Below are 20097 nucleotides of genomic sequence, written 5' to 3' on the forward strand. Positions count from 1 at the left end.
AGCGGCTCAGCGGTTGCGATTCTGCATCGCCACCAGCTTCTCGAACAGGGCCAGATCCTGCTCGTTCTTCAGCAGCGCGCCCAGCATGGGCGGCACCTGCATCTTGCCGCCTTCGCTGGCCTTGAGCGCAGCGGGTGGCACGTCTTCGGCCAGCAGCAGCTTGAGCCAGTCCAGCAACTCGGAGGTGGAGGGCTTTTTCTTGATGCCCGGAATGCTGCGCAGCGTGGAGAAGGACTCGATCGCCGCGGACAGTAGTTCCTGGCGCAGGTTGGGAAAGTGCACTTCCACGATCTTTTCCAGCGTCGGCGTATCGGGAAACTGGATGTAGTGGAAGAAGCAGCGGCGCAGGAAGGCGTCCGGCAGTTCCTTCTCGTTGTTGGAGGTGATGAACACCAGCGGGCGGTGCCTGGCCTTGATCAGCTCGCGCGTTTCGTAGCAGTAGAACTCCATGCGGTCCAGTTCGCGCAGCAGGTCGTTCGGGAATTCGATGTCGGCCTTGTCGATCTCGTCGATCAGCAGGGCGACCGGCTGGTCGGCCGTGAAGGCCTGCCACAGCACGCCCTTGACGATGTAGTTCTGGATGTCCTTGACGCGGTCATCGCCCAGCTGCGAGTCGCGCAGGCGGTTCACGGCATCGTACTCGTACAGGCCCTGCTGCGCCTTGGTGGTGGACTTGATGTGCCACTGCAGCAGCGGCATGTTCAGCTCGCTGGCGACTTCCTCGGCCAGCATGGTCTTGCCGGTGCCGGGCTCGCCCTTGACCAGCAGCGGGCGCTTGAGCGTGATGGCGGCGTTGACCGCGAGTTTCAGGTCGTCGGTGGCGACGTAGTGGGAAGAACCCTGGAATTTCTGCATGGTGGAGGATCCGGTGGTCACGGGGTTGAACACAAATGGAAAAGGAAAACCCGGCTCCGCCTGCCGGATGCGGAATGCGTCCGGCGCGGGCCGTCAGGCAGCCGCCTTACTCGATCTTCATGCCCCTGAGTTCCTTCTTGGCGGGCGGGTAGCTCAGGTTCAGGCTCTGCAGCGTATCGCGCACCACGGTGGCAATCATCAGGTTGCGGTGGGTCTTGCTGTCGGCGGGCACCACGATCCAGGGCGCCCATGGCGTGCTGGTGGCGCCGAGCAGGGCGGCATAAGCCGCCTGGTATTCGTTCCACTGCTTGCGCACATCCAGATCGCCCAGACTGAATTTCCAGTGCTTGCTTTCTTCGTCGATGCGTTCCTGCAGGCGCTCGCGCTGCTCGTCCTTGCTGATGTGCAGCATGAACTTGAGGAGGATGGTGTCGTTCTCGGTAAGCATGCGCTCGAAATCGTTGATCTGCGCGTAGCGCTGGCGCGTCTGCTCCTTGCTGATCCAGCCGTTCACCGTGGGTACCAGCACGTCTTCATAGTGGCTGCGGTTGAACACGGTGATCTCGCCGGCCGCCGGCATGGCGCGGTGGATGCGCCACAGGTAGTCGTGCGCCAGCTCTTCCTCGCAGGGGGCCTTCCAGCCCACGGTGTGCACGCCCAGCGGGCTGGTGCGCGCAAACACGCCGCGCAGCGTGCCGTCCTTGCCGGAGGCGTCGGTGCCCTGCAGGATCACCAGCAGGCGCTTTTTGCGGTTGGCCAGCAGGATGTCCTGCAGCGTGTCGATCTCGCCGGCGAGCTGGTCCACGCGCGCCTTGTCGGCCTCCTTGTCGCCGCTGGAGTAGGGCTTGGCGCCGGGATCGTAATCCTTCAGGTCGACCGGCTTGGCCTGCGCGTAGGCGCCGTAGCCTTCATCGGCATTGCCGGCCTTGGCGGGCGCGGGTTGCCAGTCCTTGAGCAGATTGCCGTTTTTCTTGTTGTTGGCCATGTGTTTTTCCTTGTGCTGACAGAGAGAAATCAGTTCTGCGTGGCCTTGCGCTGCACGCAGTCGAGGTAGGACTGCCCGTCCGGCGGGCGGCCGGCGCGCTGGCTTTCCCACAGCATGCGGCCCAGGCAATCCATCACCGCGTGATGCGCATCGTGCAGATCGCCACGGCGGGCCGCCAGCAGTTCCACCGCCTGACGGATGCCGCGCGGCTGGTCGATGCTGCACTGCTCGCTGATGGTGAGATGCATGGACAGGTGCAGGAAGGGGTTGGTGCTGCCGGCCACGTCGGGCTTGTGCATGCTGGCAATGGCCGCATCGACGTCGGCAAAGTCCGCGTGGTATTCGGGATGCTCGTCCATCCAGCCGGCGATCAGCGTCTCCATGGCATCCAGCGGCTGGCTGGCACGCCACTTGGCGTAGGTGGCGCAGAAGTAGCGGCGCACATCGGTCTGGCTGGGTTGCATCAACATGGAAAACGGCTCTCGCAATGGGTTCTCCGTCTATTCTTACATGCCTGCGTCAGGCGTGCAGGGAGCTGGGGGCGTGCTGCAGCGCCTGTTTCCTGTCCAGGGACACGAAAAACAGCAAAAAGCGATCCCGAACGACCGTTTTACGGTAGATGACAAAGCCGTTTAGGGGGTACAGTGCGCTGATGCCCCGCAGGGGCGACGCCCGGTGCGTCCGGTTGCCGTTTTCCATGGCCGGCACGCAGGCAAGGGTGCCGTGTTCACGAGGAGGTCATTTCATGCCAGTTGTCGTTGTTGTCAATCCCAAGGGGGGAGTCGGCAAGTCCACGGTGTCCACCAATGTGGCGGGGTATTTTGCATCCAAGGGGGCCCAGGTGATGCTGGGCGATGTGGACAAGCAGCAGACTTCGCGCTGGTGGCTCGAGCATCGTCCGGCCAATGCCAACCCCATCCATCCCTGGGACATCGATGACGATCACAAGCTCAAGGTGCCCAAGGGCGTGACCCACGTGGTGCTCGATACGCCGGCCGGCCTGGAAGGCAAGGCACTGAAGGAAGTGCTCAAGCTGGCCACCAAGGCCATCGTGCCGTTGCAGGCCAGCGTGTTCGACATGCACGCCACACACGAATTCCTGCATGCCCTGGCTGACTACAAGAAGGCGGCCCGCATCGACATCGGCCTGCTGGCCATGCGCGTGAAGGACAACACGCATTCCTTCCAGCACCTGCAGGACTTCTGCAAGGAGCTGCCGTTCCCGCTGCTGGGCGCCGTGCGCGACACGCAGAATTATGTGCATCTGGCCGCACAGGGCCTGACCCTGTTCGACGTGACGCCGGGCCGTGTGCAGCGCGACCTGCAGCAGTGGGAACCGATCACCCGCTGGCTGGACGAGCCGGCACGGCCGCAGATGGGCAAGGGCAAGGGCGCATCAGACCCCAACGCCTGGTACTGAGGGCAGCAGGGCGGCGGGATACCCCTACGCCCCTGTAAGGATGTAGCTCCTGCCATCCGCATAAGCGTTGCGCCCATGCGCATACTGCGCGTTTTGGCTTTTTCTGCATGAATCCCATGTCATCCAACCGCCTGAACGACGCCGCCCTGGCGCAACTGTTTCTCGATGCCCGCACCGCCAACGGCTTTACCGATGAGCCGGTGGCGCCCGAACTGCTGCAGCAGATTTACGACCTGGCCAAGATGGGCCCGACCTCGATGAACTGCCAGCCGGCACGTTTCGTTTTCCTGACCACGCCCGAAGCGCGCGAGCGCCTGCTGCCCTACCTGATGGAAGGCAACAAGGCCAAGACGCTGCATGCGCCCGTGTGCGTGATCGTGGCCACCGACACGCGCTTTCACGAGCACATGGACAAGACCTGGCACGACCCGTCCGGCCAGCAGCTGTTTGCCGGCAACGAGGCGCTGGCTGCAGCCACGGCGCAGCGCAACGGCACGCTGTCGGGCGCGTACTTCATGCTGGCAGCGCGTGCGCTGGGGCTGGATTGCGGTCCGATGAGCGGCTTCGATGCCGCCGGTGTGAACCGCGAGTTCTTCCCGGATGGACGCTTCCAGGCCAACTTCCTGCTGAACCTGGGCCATATCGACTCCAGCAAGACCTTCCCGCGCAACCCGCGCCTGGCTTTCGACGAGGCTTGCCAGGTCCTGTAAGCGGCTGCGTGCGATGTCCCTTCCCCTGATCACCGACTGGCATTTCTACGCCTTTGCCATTCCCGCCGTGCTGCTGCTTGGCATCAGCAAGAGCGGTTTCGGCGCGGGCTTCGGCTCGCTGGCCGTGCCGCTGATGGCGATGAGCGTGAGCGTGCCCAAGGCAGCGGCCATCCTGATGCCGCTGCTGCTGGTGATGGACCTGATGGGCATCCACGCCTTCCGCCGCCATGTGGACTGGCCGCTGTTCAAGCGCCTGATTCCGTGGGCGCTGCTGGGCACGGTGATTGGCACCGTGCTGTTCGGCTACCTGAGCGCGCCGGTGGTGGCGGGCATCGTCGGCATCCTGACGCTGCTGTTCCTGGCGCAGCGCCTGCTGTTTCCGCCGCGTGCCGACAGCCCGGCGCCGCCGCACTGGCTCGGTAGCCTGCTGACCACCACTTCCGGCTTCACCAGCTTCGTGGCCCATGCCGGAGGGCCGCCGCTCAATGCCTATGTGATTCCGCTCAAGCTGCCGCCGCTGCTGTTCACCGGCACCATGGCCTACATGTTTTTCATCATCAACCTGAGCAAGTGGGTGCCCTACGGCTTCCTCGGCCTGCTCAACTGGGAGAACCTGGGCACTTCACTGGCGCTGCTGCCGTTCGCGCCGATCGGCGTGTTCATCGGCGTGCGCATCGCGCACCGCATCAATCCGCTGTGGTTCTATCGGCTGGTCTATACCGGCATGTTTCTGACTGGCTGCAAGCTGGTGTGGGATGGGGCGAAGCACCTGCTTGGCTAAGTGCTGACCGAGGCCTGCCGGATGCGGCATCAGGCGCTTGAAGGCCAGGCGGCAGGAGTGCAGCTGACTACGGCGTGGCAAACCCGCACTGCCGCCACGCCTCGTACACCACCACCGCCACCGCATTGCTCAGATTGAGACTGCGTTGCCCCGGCAGCATCGGCAGGCGCAGCCGCTGTCCGGCAGGGAACTGCTCGCGGATCTCCGGTGGCAATCCCGCCGTTTCGCAGCCGAACACCAGCCAGTCGCCCGGCTGAAAGGCCATTGCATGCGCCGGCTGCGAGCCCTTGGTAGTCAACGCAAACAGGCGTGCCGCATCCGGCTGCGCATCGCGCAAAAAGCTCGCCCAGTCCGCATGCCGCTGCACGCTGGCGTATTCGTGGTAGTCCAGCCCGGCCCGGCGCATCTGCTTGTCTTCCATGCTAAAGCCCAGCGGCTCGATCAGGTGCAATTGGCAGCCCGTGTTCGCCGACAGGCGGATCACGTTGCCGGTGTTGGGCGGGATCTCGGGGTGGACCAGGACGATGTGGAACATGGGGCGCAAGTGTACGGCAGGGGTGGCAGGGGATTACGCGATACGCAGCGCCATTTCCTTGATGACGGTATGCACCACCGCCCTCAGGCAACGTGCTTCGCCTGCGAGGGTGGCGCTGAGGTGTGGCTGTGCTGCTGCCAGCCGCGCATTTTCCGCAACGGTTTCGTCGTAGAGACGCACCGCTGCTGGCAGCATGCGTGCGCGCATGCTTTCCAGGATGCGTTCGGCCGTTCCCCGCGCCAGGCCCAGGGCACCACCTGCCTGCAGCAGTACTTCCCGGGTGATGCCGGCAAAGTGGTGAACGCCCAGTACCGGCCAGGCCAGACGGGTATGCGTGGGCCAGCCCGGCTTGTCAAAGGCGGTGGAGTCGTAGACTGCAACGCTCAGCAAGTCATACAGTGGCGCCAGTTGTACGCCTTCATGCGACACTAGGAAGCTGAGGTTTTTCAGGTGGGCATCGCTGTTGCCGACCAGCATGTTGAACGCCAGCCAGCCAAACAGGCGCGAGCGTGCGACGGCCGGGCTGCGGCAGGCATTGGCTAGGGCAGCCAGGCTGTCCATGCTGCCCTGGCTGTACTTGAAGCTGCGATCCAGCCCGAGAAGCTGGCAGGCATCGATCACATGGCGGCGTTGCCATCCCTGACTGTCTTCCAGCCTGTCAAACCGCTCGATTACGTAGACCGGCGAAGGCACGTAACGCCGATGGACGCGTGGCACATCCAGCCCAAGCCGACCCGCCAGGCGCATCACGAACCATTCGTTGATGACCGAATGGGGGTAGTCTTCGTCGGGATGATCCGGCTTGAGGATGTGAGTGGATGGCGTGGCCCCGGCGGGTTCGAGCAGCGCGTCATGCTGCATCACCACTGCCAGCTTGTGCTGCGCTCCCGCCAGTGACATGCGCTTGATGGCGCCGCGCGTCAGCGGAGCCTTGGGGAGCAGGCGGATGCGTGCTTCAAGAGCAGCGTCCGGCAAGGGGCGCAGGGGAGTCGCGAGCGGGGGAGGGGCCTCCGGTGGCAGCAGGGTCAGGGAGCCAGCGGACTCCGCGCCATACCAGGCGAGCAGGCCAAAGGCGTCTGCAGCTTCTATCCTGGCGTCACTGGCCAGCAGCAGGCGCTGCCCTTCCTCGGGAAGCAGATTGTCAAAATACCACTGCACCGGACGCAGGCTGGCACCGTCCACTACCCGCCCGGCGGTGAGTGGAAGGTGCGGACTGAGGGGATAGCGTTGCGGGTGCTCCAGCCAGCTACTTGCATACTGGAAACCCCAGAGCCCGCTCTCCTCCTGCAAGTTGCCCACATCGATCTGGTTGATGAAAGCGCGCAGGACCCGGCTGCTCATGGCGTGCTTTCGTCGGGGCTGGCATGAGGCAGATGCCTGGCGACCTGTTCGGGTACATCGACGATCAGGCGAATGCCCAGGCCTTCGAGGACCTGAAACAGCTTGCCCCAATGTACCGAATCGGCGCCGCGTTCGACCTTGCCGAGGAAGTTCTCACTGACGCCCATGCTGCCAGCAGCATCATCCTGCCGGATGCCTTGGGCCTTGCGACTGGCGCGCACTACCTTGCCGATGGCGGCTGCGTTGGAAATCGGTATTTGCATGGTCAATCCTCTCGATCATGAGGATTCTGAAGTGTTTGAAGTGCTCTTGCAAGAAAATCCTTACGGTCGAAAGGATTTTTTGATGGGAATGAAGTCCAGCCCGAAAATCCTTGTGATTATGTGGATTTCATCGGTGCGCCGCCATGTGAATTTGTGCATCCGTGGATGCATGGAGCTGCCCGCAAGCGCCCCTAACCGGAAGTTGCAATGGATGCATCCGGCCCTCCACAAATCGGGCTAACCCCATCCTGCGCACGGCCGTACGTGCTATACCATCGCATCCGGGAGAACTGTTACATCTCGCATGTTGCATCTGCACATGCGGGGCAGCAATCCCGGGCGTCATCCCGGCACAACGTGAACGGATCGGGATAAACCCGGAATTTACCGGCTGACGCCCATAAATAGCACGACCGTTCGCATTCTTTGTTATAGTCTCCAGCCATGTCCAACCCCAAGCACCTTTCTTCGCAAACCGCTGACAGCGCCGACGGCGCCAAGCGACGCGTCCTGCAAAAAGGTCAGCAGACCCGTGCGGTGCTGCTGGATGCAGGCCTGTCGCTGGCCAGCCAGCTCGGCTTGGAGGGCATCAGCATTGGTGCCCTTGCGGAAATGGTGGGCATGAGCAAGTCCGGCGTGTTTGCCCATTTCGGCTCGCGCGAGGACCTGCAGATTGCCATCGTGGACGAGTACTACCGCCGTTTCGAGCATGAGGTCTTCCAGCCTGCGCTGGAAGTGCCGCGCGGCCTGCCGCGCGTGCGCGCCATGTTCGAGAACTGGATCCGCCGCGTCACCGAGGAGGAAGTGCAGTCCGGCTGCATCTTCATCAGCGGTGCGGTGGAATTCGATGACCGGGAGGGTCCGGTACATGACGCGCTGCAGCGCGCCATCAATACGTGGCTCACCGCCCTGCAGCGCGCCGTCGAGCAGGCCAAGCAGGAGGGCCATCTGCGCCCCGATGCCGATGCCCTGCAGATGGTGTTCGAAGTGCACGGACTGATCCTGTCCGTGCACTACGAAGCCCGCTTCCTGCAGAACCCGGCCGCCATCGACCGCATCCATCGCGGCTTTGAACGAATTGTGGCGTACTACGCCTCGCCCGCTGCTGCCACTGGCGGCGGCACCTGACAGGATGTGCGTGCAGCCGGGCTGGCCGGATGGCACCACGTTTGGATTGATTGACCCAGATACCGCAACAGGAGACTGAACGATGCCTAGCTACAACCCGCCGCTGCGCGACATGCAATTCGTACTGCATGAAGTGTTCAACGTCGCTGAAGACTTCAAGCAGATGCCGGCCTACGCCGAAGTCGATGCCGACACCATCAATGCCGTGCTGGAAGAGGGTGGCAAGTTCGCCTCCCAGGTGATCCAGCCGCTGAACATCAGCGGCGACACCGAGGGCTGCACGCTGGACAAGGCCACGCACGAAGTGACGCCGCCCAAGGGCTACAAGGAAGCCTACCAGCAATACATCGAAGGTGGCTGGCCGGCATTGAGCTGCGACCCCGAATACGGTGGCCAGGGTCTGCCCGCCACCATCAACGGCTGCTTCTACGAGATGCTGAACGCCGCCAACCAGGCCTGGACCATGTACCCCGGCCTGAGCCACGGCGCCTACGAGGCATTGCTGGCGCACGGCACCGACTGGCAGAAGAAGGTCTACCTGCCCAAGCTGGTGAGCGGCGAGTGGACCGGCACCATGTGCCTGACCGAACCCCACTGCGGTACCGATCTGGGCCTGCTGCGCACCAAGGCCGAGCCCGATGGTGACAGCTACCTGATCAGCGGCGAGAAGATCTTCATCAGCGCCGGCGAGCACAACATGGTGGACAACATCGTGCACCTGGTGCTGGCACGCCTGCCCGACGCACCGGCCGGCAGCAAGGGCATCAGCCTGTTTGCCGTGCCCAAGTTCAACGTGGACGAGAACGGCACCATCGGTGAGCGCAACGGCATCTACTGCGCCGGCCTCGAGCACAAGATGGGCATCCACTCCAACGCCACTGCCCAGCTGGTTCTGGACAAGGCCCGTGGCACCCTGATCGGCCAGCCGAACAAGGGCCTGCAGGCCATGTTCGTGATGATGAACGCGGCACGCCTGGGCGTGGGCAACCAGTCCCTGGGCCTGACCGAAGTAGCGTTCCAGAACGCACTGGCCTATGCCAAGGACCGCATCCAGATGCGCAGCCTGTCTGGCGTGAAGGCCAAGGACAAGCCGGCCGATCCGATCATCGTGCACCCCGACGTTCGCCGCATGCTGCTGACGGCCAAGGCCTACGCCGAAGGCGGCCGTGCGCTGAGCGTGTACGCCGGCATGCTGCTGGACAAGGAACACCATCACCCCGACGAGAAGGTGCGCAAGGACTCCGGCGAGATCCTGGCCCTGCTGACCCCGATCGTGAAGGCCTTCCTGACCGAGAACGGCTTCAAGGCCACGGTGGAATGCCAGCAGGTGTTCGGCGGCCACGGTTACATCAAGGAATGGGGCATGGAGCAGTTCGTGCGCGATGCCCGCATCAACATGATCTACGAAGGCACCAACACCGTGCAGGCGCTCGACCTGCTGGGCCGCAAGGTGCTGGGCAACCAGGGCGCCACGCTGAAGAAATTCGGCAAGGAAATCGCCGTGTTCATCGAGGCCGAAGGCGTGAACGAGAAGATGGCCGAGTTCATCAACCCGCTCGCCATGCTGGCCGACCAGATGACCAAGTTCACCACCGAGATCGGCTTCCGCGGCTTCCAGAACGCCGATGAAGTGGGCGCCGCCGCCTTCGACTACATGAAGGTCGCCGGCCATCTGGTGTTTGCCTACATGTTCGCCCGCATGGCCCAGGTGGCCCTGCAGAAGATTGCCGAAGGCAACACCGATCCGTTCTACCAGGGCAAGCTGCAGACGGCACGTTTCTACTTCGCCAAGCTGTTCCCCGAAACGCTGACGCTGATGAAGACGGCGCGCAACGGCGTGAAGGTGCTGCTGGATACCGACGCGGCCCTGGCCTGATCGATGACTGCCGCAGGCGGGACATGCCTGCCTGCGGAACTTTCCCTTTCCTTTCCATCCCCCTACATACGCATTACATATTTCCAGGAGACAAGGATGAAAAAGATCACCACTTTCGCTCTGGGCCTGCTGCTGGCAGGCGTTTCCTTCGCTTCCGACATGACGCCCGTGGGCACCTGGCGCAGCATCGATGACAAGACCGGCGCTGCCAAGGCACAGATCGTCATCAGCGACAAGGGCGGCGTGCTGAGCGGCCGCATCGAGAAGCTGCTGCGCAAGGAAGCCGACCAGAACGCCGTGTGCGAGAAATGCACTGACGACCGCAAGGGCAAGCCCATGGTGGGCCTGGAAATCATCCGTGGTGCCAAGAAGGCCGACGGCAAGGATGTGTGGGAAGACGGCAAGATTCTTGACCCGGAAAGCGGCAAGAACTACACGCTGCGCCTGACCCCGAAGGACGGCGGCAGCAAGCTGGATGTGCGTGGCTCGGTGCTGGGCATCGGCCGTACGCAGACCTGGGTGCGTGTGAAGTAAGCCGCGCGCCTGACCAACCGACAACCGACTGCCGGAGCCGGCGCTGCAGCATGGGCTGACAGCCCGCCCGGCGGATCAGAAAGAGAGCCATGTCCCGATTCCAAGTGAAGAAAGTCGCCGTGCTGGGCGCCGGCGTGATGGGTGCGCAGATTGCCGCCCACCTCGTCAACGTGAAGGTGCCGGTGGTGCTGTTCGACCTGCCCGCCAAGGAAGGCCCGAAGAACGGCATCGCGCTCAAGGCCATCGAGAACCTGAAGAAGCTCAAGCCCTCGCCGCTGGGCGTGGCCGATGATGCCGGGCTGATCCAGCCCGCCAACTACGAAGAGCACATGGGCCTGCTCAACGAGTGCGACCTGGTGATCGAGGCGATTGCCGAGCGCATGGACTGGAAGACGGACCTGTACCACAAGATTGCGCCGCACGTGGCCCCGCACGCCATCCTGGCGTCCAACACCTCCGGCCTGAGCATCACGCAACTGAGCGAGGCGCTGCCCGAGAGCATCCGCCCGCGCTTCTGCGGCATCCACTTCTTCAACCCGCCGCGCTACATGTACCTGGTGGAGCTGATTGCCACCCCGAGCACGCAGCCGCAGATCCTGGACGATCTGGAAACCTTTGCCGTCAGCGTGCTGGGCAAGGGCGTGGTGCGCGCCAAGGACACCCCCAACTTCATCGCCAACCGCGTCGGCATCTTCGGCATGCTGAGCACCATGATCGAGGCCGAGAAGTACGGCCTGACCTACGACGTGGTGGATGACCTGACCGGCAAGAAGCTGGGCCGTGCCAGCTCCGGCACCTTCCGCACCGCGGACGTGGTGGGCATCGACACCATGGCGCATGTGATCAAGACCATGCAGACCAACCTGACGGAGGAGAGCGATTCGTTCTACCGTCACTTCGGCACGCCGGGTGTGGTGGCCAAGCTGATCGAGAAGGGCAATCTGGGCCAGAAGACCAAGGCCGGTTTCTTCAAGAAGGTCGGCCGCGACATCCTGCGCTACGACTTCGAGAGCGACGAATACGTGCCTTCCGGCGAGAAGAGCGACGAGGTGTATGGCCGCATGCTGAAGAAGCCCGCTGCCGAACGCCTGAAGCTGCTGCGCAATGCCGAAGGCAATCAGGGCAAGTTCGTCTGGGCCGTGCTGCGCGACCAGATGCACTACGCCGCCGTGCACCTGCAGGACATCGCCCACAACGCCCGCGACGTGGACTTTGCCATGCGCTGGGGCTACGGCAGCAAGCAGGGCCCGTTCGAGCTGTGGCAGGAAGCCGGCTGGCTTGACGTGGCGAAGATGATCCAGGAAGACATCGACAAGGGCGAAACCCTGAGCAGCCAGCCGCTGCCCGAATGGGTGTTCAAGGGCCCGGTGGCGGACGCTGGCGGCGTGCACACGGCGCAGGGCTCGTTCAACCCGACGACCGGCCAGTTCGAGCCGCGCTCCGGCCTGCCGGTGTACCAGCACCAGCACTTCCCCGAGAACGTGCTGGGCAGCGAAGCACCCGATCCGGCCACCGCCGGCAAGACGATCCACGAAGACGGCGCCGTGCGCCTGTGGACGCTGGATGACGAGGTGCTGATCGCCACCATCAAGACCAAGATGCACACCATCAGCCCCGACGTGGGTGAGGGTCTGGCACAGGCGGTGGAACTGGCCGAGAAGGACTACCAGGGTCTGGTGATCTGGTCCAACGACGAGTGGTTCAGTGCCGGTGCCGACCTGCAGACCGTGCTGCCCGCCTTCATGGCCGGTGGTGCCATCACCGTGAACGGCATGGAGCAGGAACTGCAGGAACTGATGCTGCGCCTGCGCTATGCCCAGGTGCCCACCATCTCCGCCGTGCGCGGTCTGGCGCTGGGCGGCGGCTGCGAAATGGCCGTCTACAGCAGTGCCCGTGTGGTCGCCATGGAAAGCTACATCGGCTTGGTGGAAGTGGGCGTGGGCCTGATTCCGGGTGCCGGCGGCCTGACCTACATCGCCCGCCGCGCGGCCGAGAACGCCGAAAAGAGCACCGGCAAGGACCTGCTGCCCTTCCTGACCGAGGGCTTCACCAGCGCCGCCATGGCCAAGGTGGGCACCAGCGCGCTGGAAAGCCGCAAGCTCGGCTACGTGCTGGACAGCGACGTGATCGTGGCCAACAAGGACGAGCTGCTCTATGTGGCGATCCAGCAGGCCAAGGCCATGTTCCAGATGGGCTACCGCCCGCCGCACAAGCGCCTGTTCAAGGTGGCCGGCCGCGACGGCATCTCCACCATCAAGGGCTCGCTGGTCAACATGCGCGACGGCGGCTTCATCAGCCAGCACGACTATGACATCGCCGGCATGATCGCCCACATCGTCTGCGGTGGCGACGTCGATCCCGGCACGCTGGTGAACGAGGAATACCTGATGCAGCTCGAGCGCGAGGCCTTCACCACGCTGCTGGGCCACCCCAAGACGCAGGATCGCATCATGTACATGATGAACACCAACAAGCCGCTGCGCAACTGAGCGAGGACAGAGAATCACCATGAGCAAGCAAATGCAAGACGCTTACATCGTTGCGGCCACCCGTACCCCCATCGGCCGCTCGCACAAGGGCTTTTTCCGCAACACCCGTCCCGAAACCCTGCTGGTCAAGGCGATCCAGTCGGCCATGGCGCAGGCGCCGGGGCTGGATCCGAACAGCATCGAGGACGTGATTTGCGGCTGTGCCATTCCCGAGGCACAGCAGGGTCTGAATGTGGCGCGCATCGGCGCCGTGCTGGCCGGCCTGCCCACCAGCGTGGGCGGCATCACCGTGAACCGCTTCTGCGCTTCCGGCCTGAGCGCCGTGGCCATGGCGGCCGACCGCATCCGCGTGGGCGAAGCCGACGTGATGATCGCCGCCGGTGTGGAAAGCATGAGCATGGTGCCCATGATGGGCAATGCGCCCTCGCTGCACCCCGACATCTTCAAGAGCGATGACGTGGGCATTGCCTACGGCATGGGCCTGACCGCCGAGAAGGTGGCACAGCAGTGGAAGGTCAGCCGCGAGGCGCAGGACGCCTTCGCCGTCGAATCGCACCGCCGCGCCATCGCCGCCATGCAGTCCGGCCAGTTCAAGGACGAGATCACGCCGGTCGAGATCGAGGAGCGCAGCCTGGACCTGGCCAGCGGCAAGGTCAACATCAGCACGCGCATCGTCGATCTGGACGAAGGCGCCCGGCCGGACACCACCATGGAAGGCCTGGCCAAGCTGCGCACCGTGTTTGCGGCGCGTGGCACCGTCACCGCCGGCAACAGCTCGCAAACCTCGGACGGCGCCGGTGCGCTGATCCTGGCCAGCGAAGCCGCGGTGAAGAAGTACAACCTGCAGCCGCTGGCGCGCTTCGTCAGCTTCGCCAGCAAGGGCGTGCCGCCGGCCATCATGGGCATCGGCCCGATCGAGGCGATTCCTGCCGCGCTGCGCTATGCCGGCCTGAAGCAGGACGATATCGACTGGTTCGAACTGAACGAGGCGTTTGCCGCCCAGTCGCTGGCCGTGGTCAACACGCTGGGCCTGGATACCGCCAAGGTCAACCCCATGGGCGGTGCCATTGCGCTGGGCCACCCGCTGGGCGCCACCGGTGCCATCCGTTCCGCCACCGTGGTGCACGCGCTGCGCCGCAACAACCTGAAGTACGGCATGGTCACCATGTGTGTCGGCATGGGGCAGGGCGCTGCCGGCATTTTCGAGCGCGTCTGATCGTCCTCGGCAATGCGCAGAGAGGCCGCCGCGTGCGGCCTTTTTTCCGGGCAGGGATCTGCCACTGATCACACTGTGCGGTTGCGGGTGCTGCCGGGCCCCGCAAGCAGTTGTCGAGGGCTGCCGTATCATCCCTCCATCCACATTCATGGTCTGGGCCGTTCCGGGGTCCGCCAGAGTCCTTTTACAGAGAAGCAACGCATGTCCGACATCCTGTTCCATACCGAAAACGGCGTAGCCACCATCACCTTCGACCGCGTCGAGAAGAAGAACTCCTTCACCGCTGCCATGTATGCGGCGATGGCGCAGTTCCTGAAAGAGGCAGCGCAGGACGATGCCGTGCGCGTCGTCGTATTCCAGGGCCATCCCACGGTGTTTTCTGCCGGCAACGACATTGCCGATTTCCTGCACAATCCGCCGTCCACACCCGAGGCGCCGGTGTTCCAGTTCCTGCAGCAGATCAGCGGTTTCCCCAAGCCGGTGGTGGCAGCGGTAGCCGGCCCGGCGGTGGGCATCGGCACCACGCTGCTGTTCCATTGCGACCTGGTCTATGCTGGCGACAACGCGGCCTTTGCCATGCCCTTCGTGAACCTGGGCCTGTGCCCCGAGGCTGGCTCCAGCCTGCTGGCACCGCGCCTGATGGGCCATGCCCGCGCGGCCGAGGCGTTGCTGCTGGGCGAGCCTTTCCAGGCCGAAGCGGCGCTGGAAATGGGCCTGGTGAACCGCATCGTGCCGCCGACCGAGGTGAACGCGCTGGCCCAGCGCCAGGCCGCCAAGCTGGCGAGCAAGCCCATGTCTTCGCTGCTGGAAACCAAGCGTCTGCTCACGCAGACACTGGCCAATGACATTCAGGTGCGCATGGCAGAAGAAGCCACCAGCTTCGGCCGCATGCTGCAGGAGCCGGCAGCGAAGGAGGCGTTTACAGCATTCATGGAGAAGCGGGTTCCCGATTTCAGCAAGTGCTGAAATCTGTGTGCCTCGCAAGAGGCACATCCGTGCAGCGGGGCGGGACTTTCGTCAAAACGGTGCCGGATTCAGCAAAATGCTGAGCTTACTGTTCCGCCAGCTTGCGCCCGAACGCTTCCACCTGCGCCCAGTCGGTAAAGTCCGTCACCGAGCGCGGATCGGTCGGGCCCTTGGTCATCCACATGATGAAGCGGATCACATTGCGGTCCAGCGGACCGAGCTGCGGGTAGTTGATCTTGCCGCCGAACACGCCGACCAGCGCGGGCTTCCACGGCACCTTGGCCAGAAACTTGCGCGTGTAGGGGTTGGTTTCGGCGGTCTGCTTGGCCGGCTTGCGCGCCACGGCATTGACGGCATAGAAGGCGCTCGGCTTGCTTGCCAGCAGGGCAGCGTTGCGCTCGACGAACTGGTACAGCGCCGGCCGGAAATGCCCGTAGCGGATGCTGGCGCCGATCACGATCTGGTCGTAGTCGGCCAGCGGCAGCGAGGGAGTCTGCTCCAGCTGCACCAGTTCGGGCGTGTGGCCAAGGGCAGCCAGCTGTTCTTGCAGGCGGCGGCCGATCTCCACGGTGTGGCCATCGACGGTGGAGCAGGCAATCAAAATTCGTTTCATGGAGCGGGCCGCTTGGGCGGCAATCAGGAAAGACAGCGCCGACGCTGCCTACAATTCGACACAATAGCGATCATACCCACGCAGGACATTCCATCATGACAACAGCCCCCCGTTCCCTTCCCTTCGACCAGCTGTCCCAGGTCATTCTGGAGGAGGAGTTCCTGCGTGCTTCGGTCGAGATCTTCGAAGAAAAGATCACCTTCAACAAGCTGCTCGGCCTGCGCGCCACCCGCTGCACCCCGCTGGTCAGCGAAGCCATGCTGGAGATGCGCCCCGAGCTGATCGGCCATTATGGCCACAATCGCATCCACGGCGGCGTGATCAGCGCCTCGCTGGATACCGTGGGTGGCCTGGCGGTGATGAACGCCATCGGCGCGCGTTATGCGCATGAACCTGTCGAGCAGCGTCTGCAGCACTTCTCGCGCCTGGGCACCATCGACCTGCGTGTGGACTACCTGCATCCCGGCATTGGCACACGCTTCCGCATGCGCGCCGAGGTGCTGCGACTGGGCGCGCGGCTGGCCAGCACGCGCATGGAATTCATGTCGGAAGAGGGCAAGGTGCTGTCGTTGGGGACGGCGTCCTATATCGTCTCCTGACGGGGGGCAGGGCGGGGATCGGGAAGCTCTGCGGGGCGTAGTCTCAGGTGGGCGCTGGCTGCCGGTCTGGAAAATTCGGCTCCCAAGCTCCCAAGCTCCCAAGCTCCCAAGCTCCCAAGCTCCCAAGCTCCCAAGCTCCCAAGCTCCCAAGCTCCCAAGCTCCCAAGCTCCCAAGCTCCCAAGCTCCCAAGCTCCCGAGCTCCCGAGCTCCAGGCACTCAGGCACTCAGGCACTCAGGCACTCAGGCCGCCGTCTCGCGATCGAAGCTCGGTTTCTCGGTGGGCGCCAGCACCACGCCGACCACGGTGGAACAGCCAGCGCGCTGCAGCGCACGCGCAGCTTCCTGCAACGTCGTGCCGCTGGTCATCACGTCATCCACCAGCACTGCTCGGGCGCCATACAGTCGCGGGGCGTGCAGCGCCTTGGCCGCAAATGCATCCTGCAGGTTGCGCAGGCGCTCCTCCAGCGGCAGCGTGCTTTGTGCCGCGGTGTGCCGGGTACGCACCAGCCAGTCATGACGCAGACGCGCCTGTTGCGGTGCCAGTCCATGGTCGCGGGCAACCTGCCGGCGCAAGGCACGGGCGAGCAGCAGGGTCTGGCTGAAGCCGCGTTCAGCCAGGCGTTCGCGGTGCAAGGGCAGGGGCACCAGCACATCACATTGCTGCACCGCCTGCACGATGGCCGGCTGTGCTGCCATGCGCTCGGCCAGGGCAGCAGCCCAGCCCGGCTGTCGGCCAAACTTGAAGGCGTCGATACAGCCCTGCCATGGCCATTGGTAGGAGAGGGCAGCGTGCACGGCATCCAGACCATCGAGTGGCTCTGTCTCACAGTCGCTGCAGAGTGGCGGTGCATTTTCGGTTGCATCAGGCACATCAAGTGCGAGGGCGGCTCCGCCATGCATCGGCGTTTCGGATGGAGCCAGGGAACTCTGCTTGCCGGGGAACTGGCTTTCCAGCCTGTCCTCCGGCAGCCGGATCGCACAACCCGGGCAGCGCAGCACCGGGCGTGCCTGCGCCGCAATGCATTCTGAGCAGATCAGCTCACGCGGCCAGCCGTGGCACACGGCGCAGCGTGCCGGCAGATGCAGGCCGCTGGTGAGACGTTGCAGCCAGCCCTGGCGATGCGCGGGGCGCAGGCGGGCGTGACGTGATGGCTTGTCCTTTTCCGAAGCAATGTTCATGCCGGAACTATATACTCCGTGACCTGTGAAACCGAGCACCACGCCCCCTTCGATCGACCCTGTTGCCGCCCGCCGCTGGCAGCAGCTTTCCCTGCCCCACAGCCCCTGGCTGCACGAGGAGGTCGCGCGCCGCATGGAAGAGCGCCTGCAGTGGATCACGCTGCAACCGAAGAGCTGGCTGCACTGGCAGCCGCTCAAGGGCGGCACGCAGGCCCACGGGCTGCTGCAGCAGCGCTATCCGCAGGCCACGGCCTGGGCGCTGGAGCCGGATGCCGCCCCCGCAGTGCAGGCGCAACTGTTGCAGCGGCTGGAATCGCCAACGGGGCAGAGCGGCTGGCTGGAACGGACGCTGTCGCGCCTGCGGGGACAGCGCCTGGGCACCCGCACCGATGCCGTGGAACCGGGCAGCGTGGACATGCTCTGGGCCAACATGGCGCTGCATGGCGCGGCCGATCCGCAGGCCTTGCTGGCGCAGTGGCGCAGCCTGCTGGCGGTGAACGGTTTCGTCATGTTCTCGGCGCTGGGCCCGGATACGCTGCGCGAAATCCGCGATCTGTACCAGCGCCTGGGCTGGCCCGCACCCACGCATCAGTTCACCGACATGCACGACTGGGGCGACATGCTGATGCAGGCCGGCTTTGCCGAGCCGGTGATGGACATGGAGCGCATCACGCTCACCTTCAACTCGCCCGAGCGCGTGCTGCAGGAGCTGCGCGAACTGGGGCGCAACCTGTCCGTGGAGCGCGACGCCACCACGCGCGGACGCCACTGGCTGGGGCAGCTGCACCATGCTTTGCGCACGCTGGAGCGTGACGGCAGCATCCCGCTGACCTTCGAGGTGATCTACGGCCACGCCCTGCAACCCGAGCCGCGTCACAAGGTGGAAGGCACCACAGCCATCACACTGGACCAGATGCAGCAGATGCTGCGCAAGCCGCGCAACTGACCACGGCGGTCGCTTCCGTGGCTGTGTCATCATGGCCGCAAGCCGCAAGCCGCAAGCCGCAAGCCGGTGGCGGAATCAGCCGGCCTTGACGGCCTGGTATTCCGAGAAAATGCCCAGCTCCACATGCCGCTGTGCGCTTGCAAAGCCGCAGCTCTGCAGCGTAGCCAGAATCTGCGCCGGCGGCGCGCAGGCCTCGATGCTGTCCCAGTAGTAGCGCCACATGCGCGGCGTGTGTGCCTGGGCGCGGCTCAGCCATGCCAGCGTTGGCACCCAGCCGCGCATATAGCCCTTGAGCAGCGCGGTGCCGAGGGCACTCTCCGGCTTGGTGATTTCCAGGATGCAGACGCGTCCACCCGGCCGCAGCACACGGTGGAACTCGCTGAACGCCGCTTCCACATCGGACACATGGCGCAGCGCATAGCCCATGCTGACGAAATCCACGCTGGCATCGGGCACCGGCAGCTTTTCGGCCTTGCCCTCGAGCAGGCGCACCTGGTTCAGCAGCGGGCTGGCCTGCATCATGGCCGGGCTAGGATCCACGCCGGTCACCAGCGCCGGATCGCCCACGATGCGGATCGCCTGGGCCGACACCAGCCCGGTGCCGAAGCCCACATCCAGCACCTGCATGCCGCGCTTCAGCCCGGCGCGCTCCAGCGCCTTGCCGCGGTAGCCGGGGCCGGTGCCGAAAGCCAGCATGCGTTCCACCCGGTCGTAGTCCGCGGCTGTGCTGTCGAAAATGCCGCGCAGGAAACCGGCGCGCTCCTGCTCGCTGCGATAGTACTCGGTCAGCGGGGCATGCGGCTGATGCACGGGTTCGGTGGCGGCGGGCGATGTGTCGTTGGACTGGGGCATGGCAAAGGCAATCGTGGTCAAGGAAACGGCACACCTTACCATGGATGAAGTATGACCCGGACACCGGTTTTACCCCCCGCCCGTACAATGCCCGCATGCAAAGCCTTCAATTTCCAAGCATTTCTGCAGCGCAGCCGGAACGGCGTATCGCACTGCGCTGGCTCGGCGCCGGTGCAGGCAGCCTGCTGCTGGCCGGTTGCGATGTCGGCAGCCTGAGTGATCTGGGCAAGGCAGGCGGCCTGCCCAGCGCCAAGTTCAACAGCCTGGACATCAGCGGCGGCAAATACGCCAAGGACTTTTCGCTGCTGGACATGAACGGCCAGCGCCGCACCGTGGCCGACTTCCGCGGCAAGGTGGTGGGCATGTTCTTCGGCTACACACAATGCCCCGACGTGTGCCCGACCACGCTGACAGAAATGGTGCAGGTCAAGCAGCTGCTGGGGGCCGATGCCGATCGTTTCCAGGTGATCTTCGTGACTGTCGATCCCGAGCGTGACACCCCGGCACTGCTCAAGGAATACATGGCCAACTTCGGCCCGGACTTCCTGGCACTGGTGCCGACACAGGAAGAGCTGCGCAAGACGATTGCACCGGGCTTTCGTGTGTACTACAAGAAAGTGCCCGGCAGCCAGCCCGAGCACTACACCATGGACCACACTGCCGGCACCCTGCTGATCGACAAGCAGGGCCGCATGCGACTGCACAGCAACTATGGTGCCAAGCCCGAGCTGGTGGCCGCCGACGTGAAGGCGTTGCTCGCCGAGGAGTGACCGGCGCAGCGGCTTGGCGCACGCTCCGGCACCACGTC

At 64.4% G+C, this 20097-nt stretch carries 22 protein-coding genes; 13 read left to right on the forward strand and 9 right to left on the reverse strand.

The window, feature by feature from the left end:
* Positions 1–6: 6 nt before the first annotated feature.
* From BMW28_RS01730 to BMW28_RS01740, 3 genes are all read right to left on the reverse strand, one after another.
* A complete protein-coding gene (locus BMW28_RS01730) occupies positions 7–855 on the reverse strand; it encodes an AAA family ATPase (RefSeq protein WP_091815343.1) in 849 nt (282 codons plus the stop codon).
* 106 nt (positions 856–961) lie between these two features.
* Positions 962–1840, reverse strand: a complete 879-nt coding sequence (locus BMW28_RS01735) for a PPK2 family polyphosphate kinase (RefSeq protein ID WP_091813116.1) — start codon at positions 1838–1840, stop codon at positions 962–964.
* A gap of 29 nt (positions 1841–1869) precedes the next feature.
* Positions 1870–2307 (reverse strand): DUF1841 family protein, encoded by a 438-nt coding sequence (locus BMW28_RS01740; protein ID WP_200785735.1) that lies wholly within the window; start codon positions 2305–2307, stop codon positions 1870–1872.
* Between the two features lie 278 nt (positions 2308–2585).
* Here BMW28_RS01740 and BMW28_RS01750 point away from each other — a divergent pair, with 278 nt between their 5' ends.
* From BMW28_RS01750 to BMW28_RS01760, 3 genes are all read left to right on the forward strand, one after another.
* Positions 2586–3260: a ParA family protein gene (locus tag BMW28_RS01750; protein ID WP_091813120.1), complete on the forward strand. Its 675-nt coding sequence runs from the start codon at positions 2586–2588 to the stop codon at positions 3258–3260.
* Positions 3261–3376: 116 nt separating this feature from the next.
* Positions 3377–3970 (forward strand): malonic semialdehyde reductase, encoded by a 594-nt coding sequence (locus tag BMW28_RS01755; RefSeq protein ID WP_200785696.1) that lies wholly within the window; start codon positions 3377–3379, stop codon positions 3968–3970.
* A gap of 13 nt (positions 3971–3983) precedes the next feature.
* Complete coding sequence (locus BMW28_RS01760) at positions 3984–4751, forward strand: sulfite exporter TauE/SafE family protein (RefSeq protein ID WP_091813124.1); 768 nt, start codon at positions 3984–3986, stop codon at positions 4749–4751.
* A 67-nt stretch (positions 4752–4818) separates the two neighbouring features.
* On the opposite strand, the gene trmL is transcribed toward BMW28_RS01760, so the two are convergent.
* The 3 genes from trmL to BMW28_RS01775 are packed head-to-tail and all read right to left on the reverse strand — an operon-like array spanning position 4819 to position 6890.
* Complete coding sequence (gene trmL, locus BMW28_RS01765; protein WP_091813126.1) at positions 4819–5286, reverse strand: tRNA (uridine(34)/cytosine(34)/5-carboxymethylaminomethyluridine(34)-2'-O)-methyltransferase TrmL; 468 nt, start codon at positions 5284–5286, stop codon at positions 4819–4821.
* A gap of 33 nt (positions 5287–5319) precedes the next feature.
* Positions 5320–6627 carry a HipA domain-containing protein gene (locus tag BMW28_RS01770; protein WP_091813128.1) on the reverse strand — a complete coding sequence of 436 codons (1308 nt, stop codon included), beginning with the start codon at positions 6625–6627 and terminating at the stop codon, positions 5320–5322.
* Positions 6624–6890, reverse strand: coding sequence for a helix-turn-helix domain-containing protein (locus BMW28_RS01775; protein WP_091813129.1), 267 nt, complete (start codon positions 6888–6890; stop codon positions 6624–6626). Before BMW28_RS01775 ends, BMW28_RS01770 begins: the two co-directional genes overlap by 4 nt.
* Here BMW28_RS01775 and BMW28_RS01780 point away from each other — a divergent pair.
* The 7 genes from BMW28_RS01780 to BMW28_RS01810 all read left to right on the forward strand — a co-directional run bounded on the left by BMW28_RS01780 (position 6889) and on the right by BMW28_RS01810 (position 15099).
* Positions 6889–7131: a hypothetical protein gene (locus BMW28_RS01780; protein WP_091813131.1), complete on the forward strand. Its 243-nt coding sequence runs from the start codon at positions 6889–6891 to the stop codon at positions 7129–7131. The genes BMW28_RS01775 and BMW28_RS01780 overlap by 2 nt on opposite strands.
* A gap of 203 nt (positions 7132–7334) precedes the next feature.
* Positions 7335–8018 carry a TetR/AcrR family transcriptional regulator gene (locus BMW28_RS01785; RefSeq protein ID WP_091813133.1) on the forward strand — a complete coding sequence of 228 codons (684 nt, stop codon included), beginning with the start codon at positions 7335–7337 and terminating at the stop codon, positions 8016–8018.
* Between the two features lie 82 nt (positions 8019–8100).
* Positions 8101–9894, forward strand: a complete 1794-nt coding sequence (locus BMW28_RS01790; protein ID WP_091813134.1) for an acyl-CoA dehydrogenase C-terminal domain-containing protein — start codon at positions 8101–8103, stop codon at positions 9892–9894.
* Positions 9895–9990: 96 nt separating this feature from the next.
* Positions 9991–10428, forward strand: coding sequence for a DUF2147 domain-containing protein (locus BMW28_RS01795; protein WP_091813136.1), 438 nt, complete (start codon positions 9991–9993; stop codon positions 10426–10428).
* 89 nt (positions 10429–10517) lie between these two features.
* Positions 10518–12917 (forward strand): 3-hydroxyacyl-CoA dehydrogenase/enoyl-CoA hydratase family protein, encoded by a 2400-nt coding sequence (locus tag BMW28_RS01800; RefSeq protein WP_091813138.1) that lies wholly within the window; start codon positions 10518–10520, stop codon positions 12915–12917.
* Between the two features lie 19 nt (positions 12918–12936).
* Positions 12937–14133, forward strand: a complete 1197-nt coding sequence (locus BMW28_RS01805) for an acetyl-CoA C-acyltransferase (RefSeq protein WP_091813140.1) — start codon at positions 12937–12939, stop codon at positions 14131–14133.
* Positions 14134–14334: 201 nt separating this feature from the next.
* Positions 14335–15099 carry an enoyl-CoA hydratase gene (locus tag BMW28_RS01810; protein ID WP_091813142.1) on the forward strand — a complete coding sequence of 255 codons (765 nt, stop codon included), beginning with the start codon at positions 14335–14337 and terminating at the stop codon, positions 15097–15099.
* 85 nt (positions 15100–15184) lie between these two features.
* Here the strand turns inward: BMW28_RS01810 and hemG are convergent, their stop codons facing one another.
* Positions 15185–15712, reverse strand: coding sequence for a menaquinone-dependent protoporphyrinogen IX dehydrogenase (gene hemG, locus BMW28_RS01815; RefSeq protein ID WP_091813143.1), 528 nt, complete (start codon positions 15710–15712; stop codon positions 15185–15187).
* A gap of 95 nt (positions 15713–15807) precedes the next feature.
* On the opposite strand from hemG, the gene BMW28_RS01820 reads away from it, so the two are divergent.
* The gene (locus tag BMW28_RS01820; RefSeq protein ID WP_091813145.1) at positions 15808–16311 is read left to right on the forward strand and encodes a thioesterase family protein; all 504 of its coding nucleotides are present in this window, start codon (positions 15808–15810) and stop codon (positions 16309–16311) included.
* 241 nt (positions 16312–16552) lie between these two features.
* Here BMW28_RS01820 and BMW28_RS01825 read toward each other — a convergent pair whose 3' ends face one another.
* Positions 16553–17491, reverse strand: a complete 939-nt coding sequence (locus tag BMW28_RS01825) for a ComF family protein (protein ID WP_091813147.1) — start codon at positions 17489–17491, stop codon at positions 16553–16555.
* Between the two features lie 25 nt (positions 17492–17516).
* Between BMW28_RS01825 and BMW28_RS01830 the strand changes: the two genes are divergently transcribed.
* Complete coding sequence (locus tag BMW28_RS01830) at positions 17517–18437, forward strand: class I SAM-dependent methyltransferase (protein WP_091813149.1); 921 nt, start codon at positions 17517–17519, stop codon at positions 18435–18437.
* 75 nt (positions 18438–18512) lie between these two features.
* Here BMW28_RS01830 and BMW28_RS01835 read toward each other — a convergent pair whose 3' ends face one another.
* Positions 18513–19289, reverse strand: a complete 777-nt coding sequence (locus BMW28_RS01835; RefSeq protein ID WP_091815346.1) for a class I SAM-dependent methyltransferase — start codon at positions 19287–19289, stop codon at positions 18513–18515.
* Between the two features lie 95 nt (positions 19290–19384).
* Here BMW28_RS01835 and BMW28_RS01840 point away from each other — a divergent pair, with 95 nt between their 5' ends.
* Complete coding sequence (locus BMW28_RS01840) at positions 19385–20059, forward strand: SCO family protein (RefSeq protein ID WP_091813150.1); 675 nt, start codon at positions 19385–19387, stop codon at positions 20057–20059.
* Positions 20060–20097: the final 38 nt, after the last annotated feature.

Origin of the sequence: Allobrachymonas denitrificans DSM 15123, from assembly GCF_900110225.1 — a bacterium.
GTDB lineage: Bacteria > Pseudomonadota > Gammaproteobacteria > Burkholderiales > Burkholderiaceae_C > Brachymonas > Brachymonas denitrificans.

Coding starts and splice junctions, on each gene's coding strand:
- BMW28_RS01800 (WP_091813138.1), top strand. CDS start 10,518: ATGTCCCGATTCCAAGTGAAGAAAGTCGCCGTGCTGGGCGCCGGCGTG.
- BMW28_RS01805 (WP_091813140.1), top strand. CDS start 12,937: ATGAGCAAGCAAATGCAAGACGCTTACATCGTTGCGGCCACCCGTACC.
- BMW28_RS01825 (WP_091813147.1), bottom strand. CDS start 17,491: ATGAACATTGCTTCGGAAAAGGACAAGCCATCACGTCACGCCCGCCTG.
- BMW28_RS01760 (WP_091813124.1), top strand. CDS start 3,984: ATGTCCCTTCCCCTGATCACCGACTGGCATTTCTACGCCTTTGCCATT.
- BMW28_RS01735 (WP_091813116.1), bottom strand. CDS start 1,840: ATGGCCAACAACAAGAAAAACGGCAATCTGCTCAAGGACTGGCAACCC.
- hemG (WP_091813143.1), bottom strand. CDS start 15,712: ATGAAACGAATTTTGATTGCCTGCTCCACCGTCGATGGCCACACCGTG.
- BMW28_RS01755 (WP_200785696.1), top strand. CDS start 3,377: ATGTCATCCAACCGCCTGAACGACGCCGCCCTGGCGCAACTGTTTCTC.
- BMW28_RS01795 (WP_091813136.1), top strand. CDS start 9,991: ATGAAAAAGATCACCACTTTCGCTCTGGGCCTGCTGCTGGCAGGCGTT.
- BMW28_RS01785 (WP_091813133.1), top strand. CDS start 7,335: ATGTCCAACCCCAAGCACCTTTCTTCGCAAACCGCTGACAGCGCCGAC.
- BMW28_RS01775 (WP_091813129.1), bottom strand. CDS start 6,890: ATGCAAATACCGATTTCCAACGCAGCCGCCATCGGCAAGGTAGTGCGC.
- BMW28_RS01790 (WP_091813134.1), top strand. CDS start 8,101: ATGCCTAGCTACAACCCGCCGCTGCGCGACATGCAATTCGTACTGCAT.
- BMW28_RS01730 (WP_091815343.1), bottom strand. CDS start 855: ATGCAGAAATTCCAGGGTTCTTCCCACTACGTCGCCACCGACGACCTG.
- BMW28_RS01750 (WP_091813120.1), top strand. CDS start 2,586: ATGCCAGTTGTCGTTGTTGTCAATCCCAAGGGGGGAGTCGGCAAGTCC.
- BMW28_RS01780 (WP_091813131.1), top strand. CDS start 6,889: ATGGTCAATCCTCTCGATCATGAGGATTCTGAAGTGTTTGAAGTGCTC.
- BMW28_RS01770 (WP_091813128.1), bottom strand. CDS start 6,627: ATGAGCAGCCGGGTCCTGCGCGCTTTCATCAACCAGATCGATGTGGGC.
- trmL (WP_091813126.1), bottom strand. CDS start 5,286: ATGTTCCACATCGTCCTGGTCCACCCCGAGATCCCGCCCAACACCGGC.
- BMW28_RS01820 (WP_091813145.1), top strand. CDS start 15,808: ATGACAACAGCCCCCCGTTCCCTTCCCTTCGACCAGCTGTCCCAGGTC.
- BMW28_RS01840 (WP_091813150.1), top strand. CDS start 19,385: ATGCAAAGCCTTCAATTTCCAAGCATTTCTGCAGCGCAGCCGGAACGG.
- BMW28_RS01835 (WP_091815346.1), bottom strand. CDS start 19,289: ATGCCCCAGTCCAACGACACATCGCCCGCCGCCACCGAACCCGTGCAT.
- BMW28_RS01810 (WP_091813142.1), top strand. CDS start 14,335: ATGTCCGACATCCTGTTCCATACCGAAAACGGCGTAGCCACCATCACC.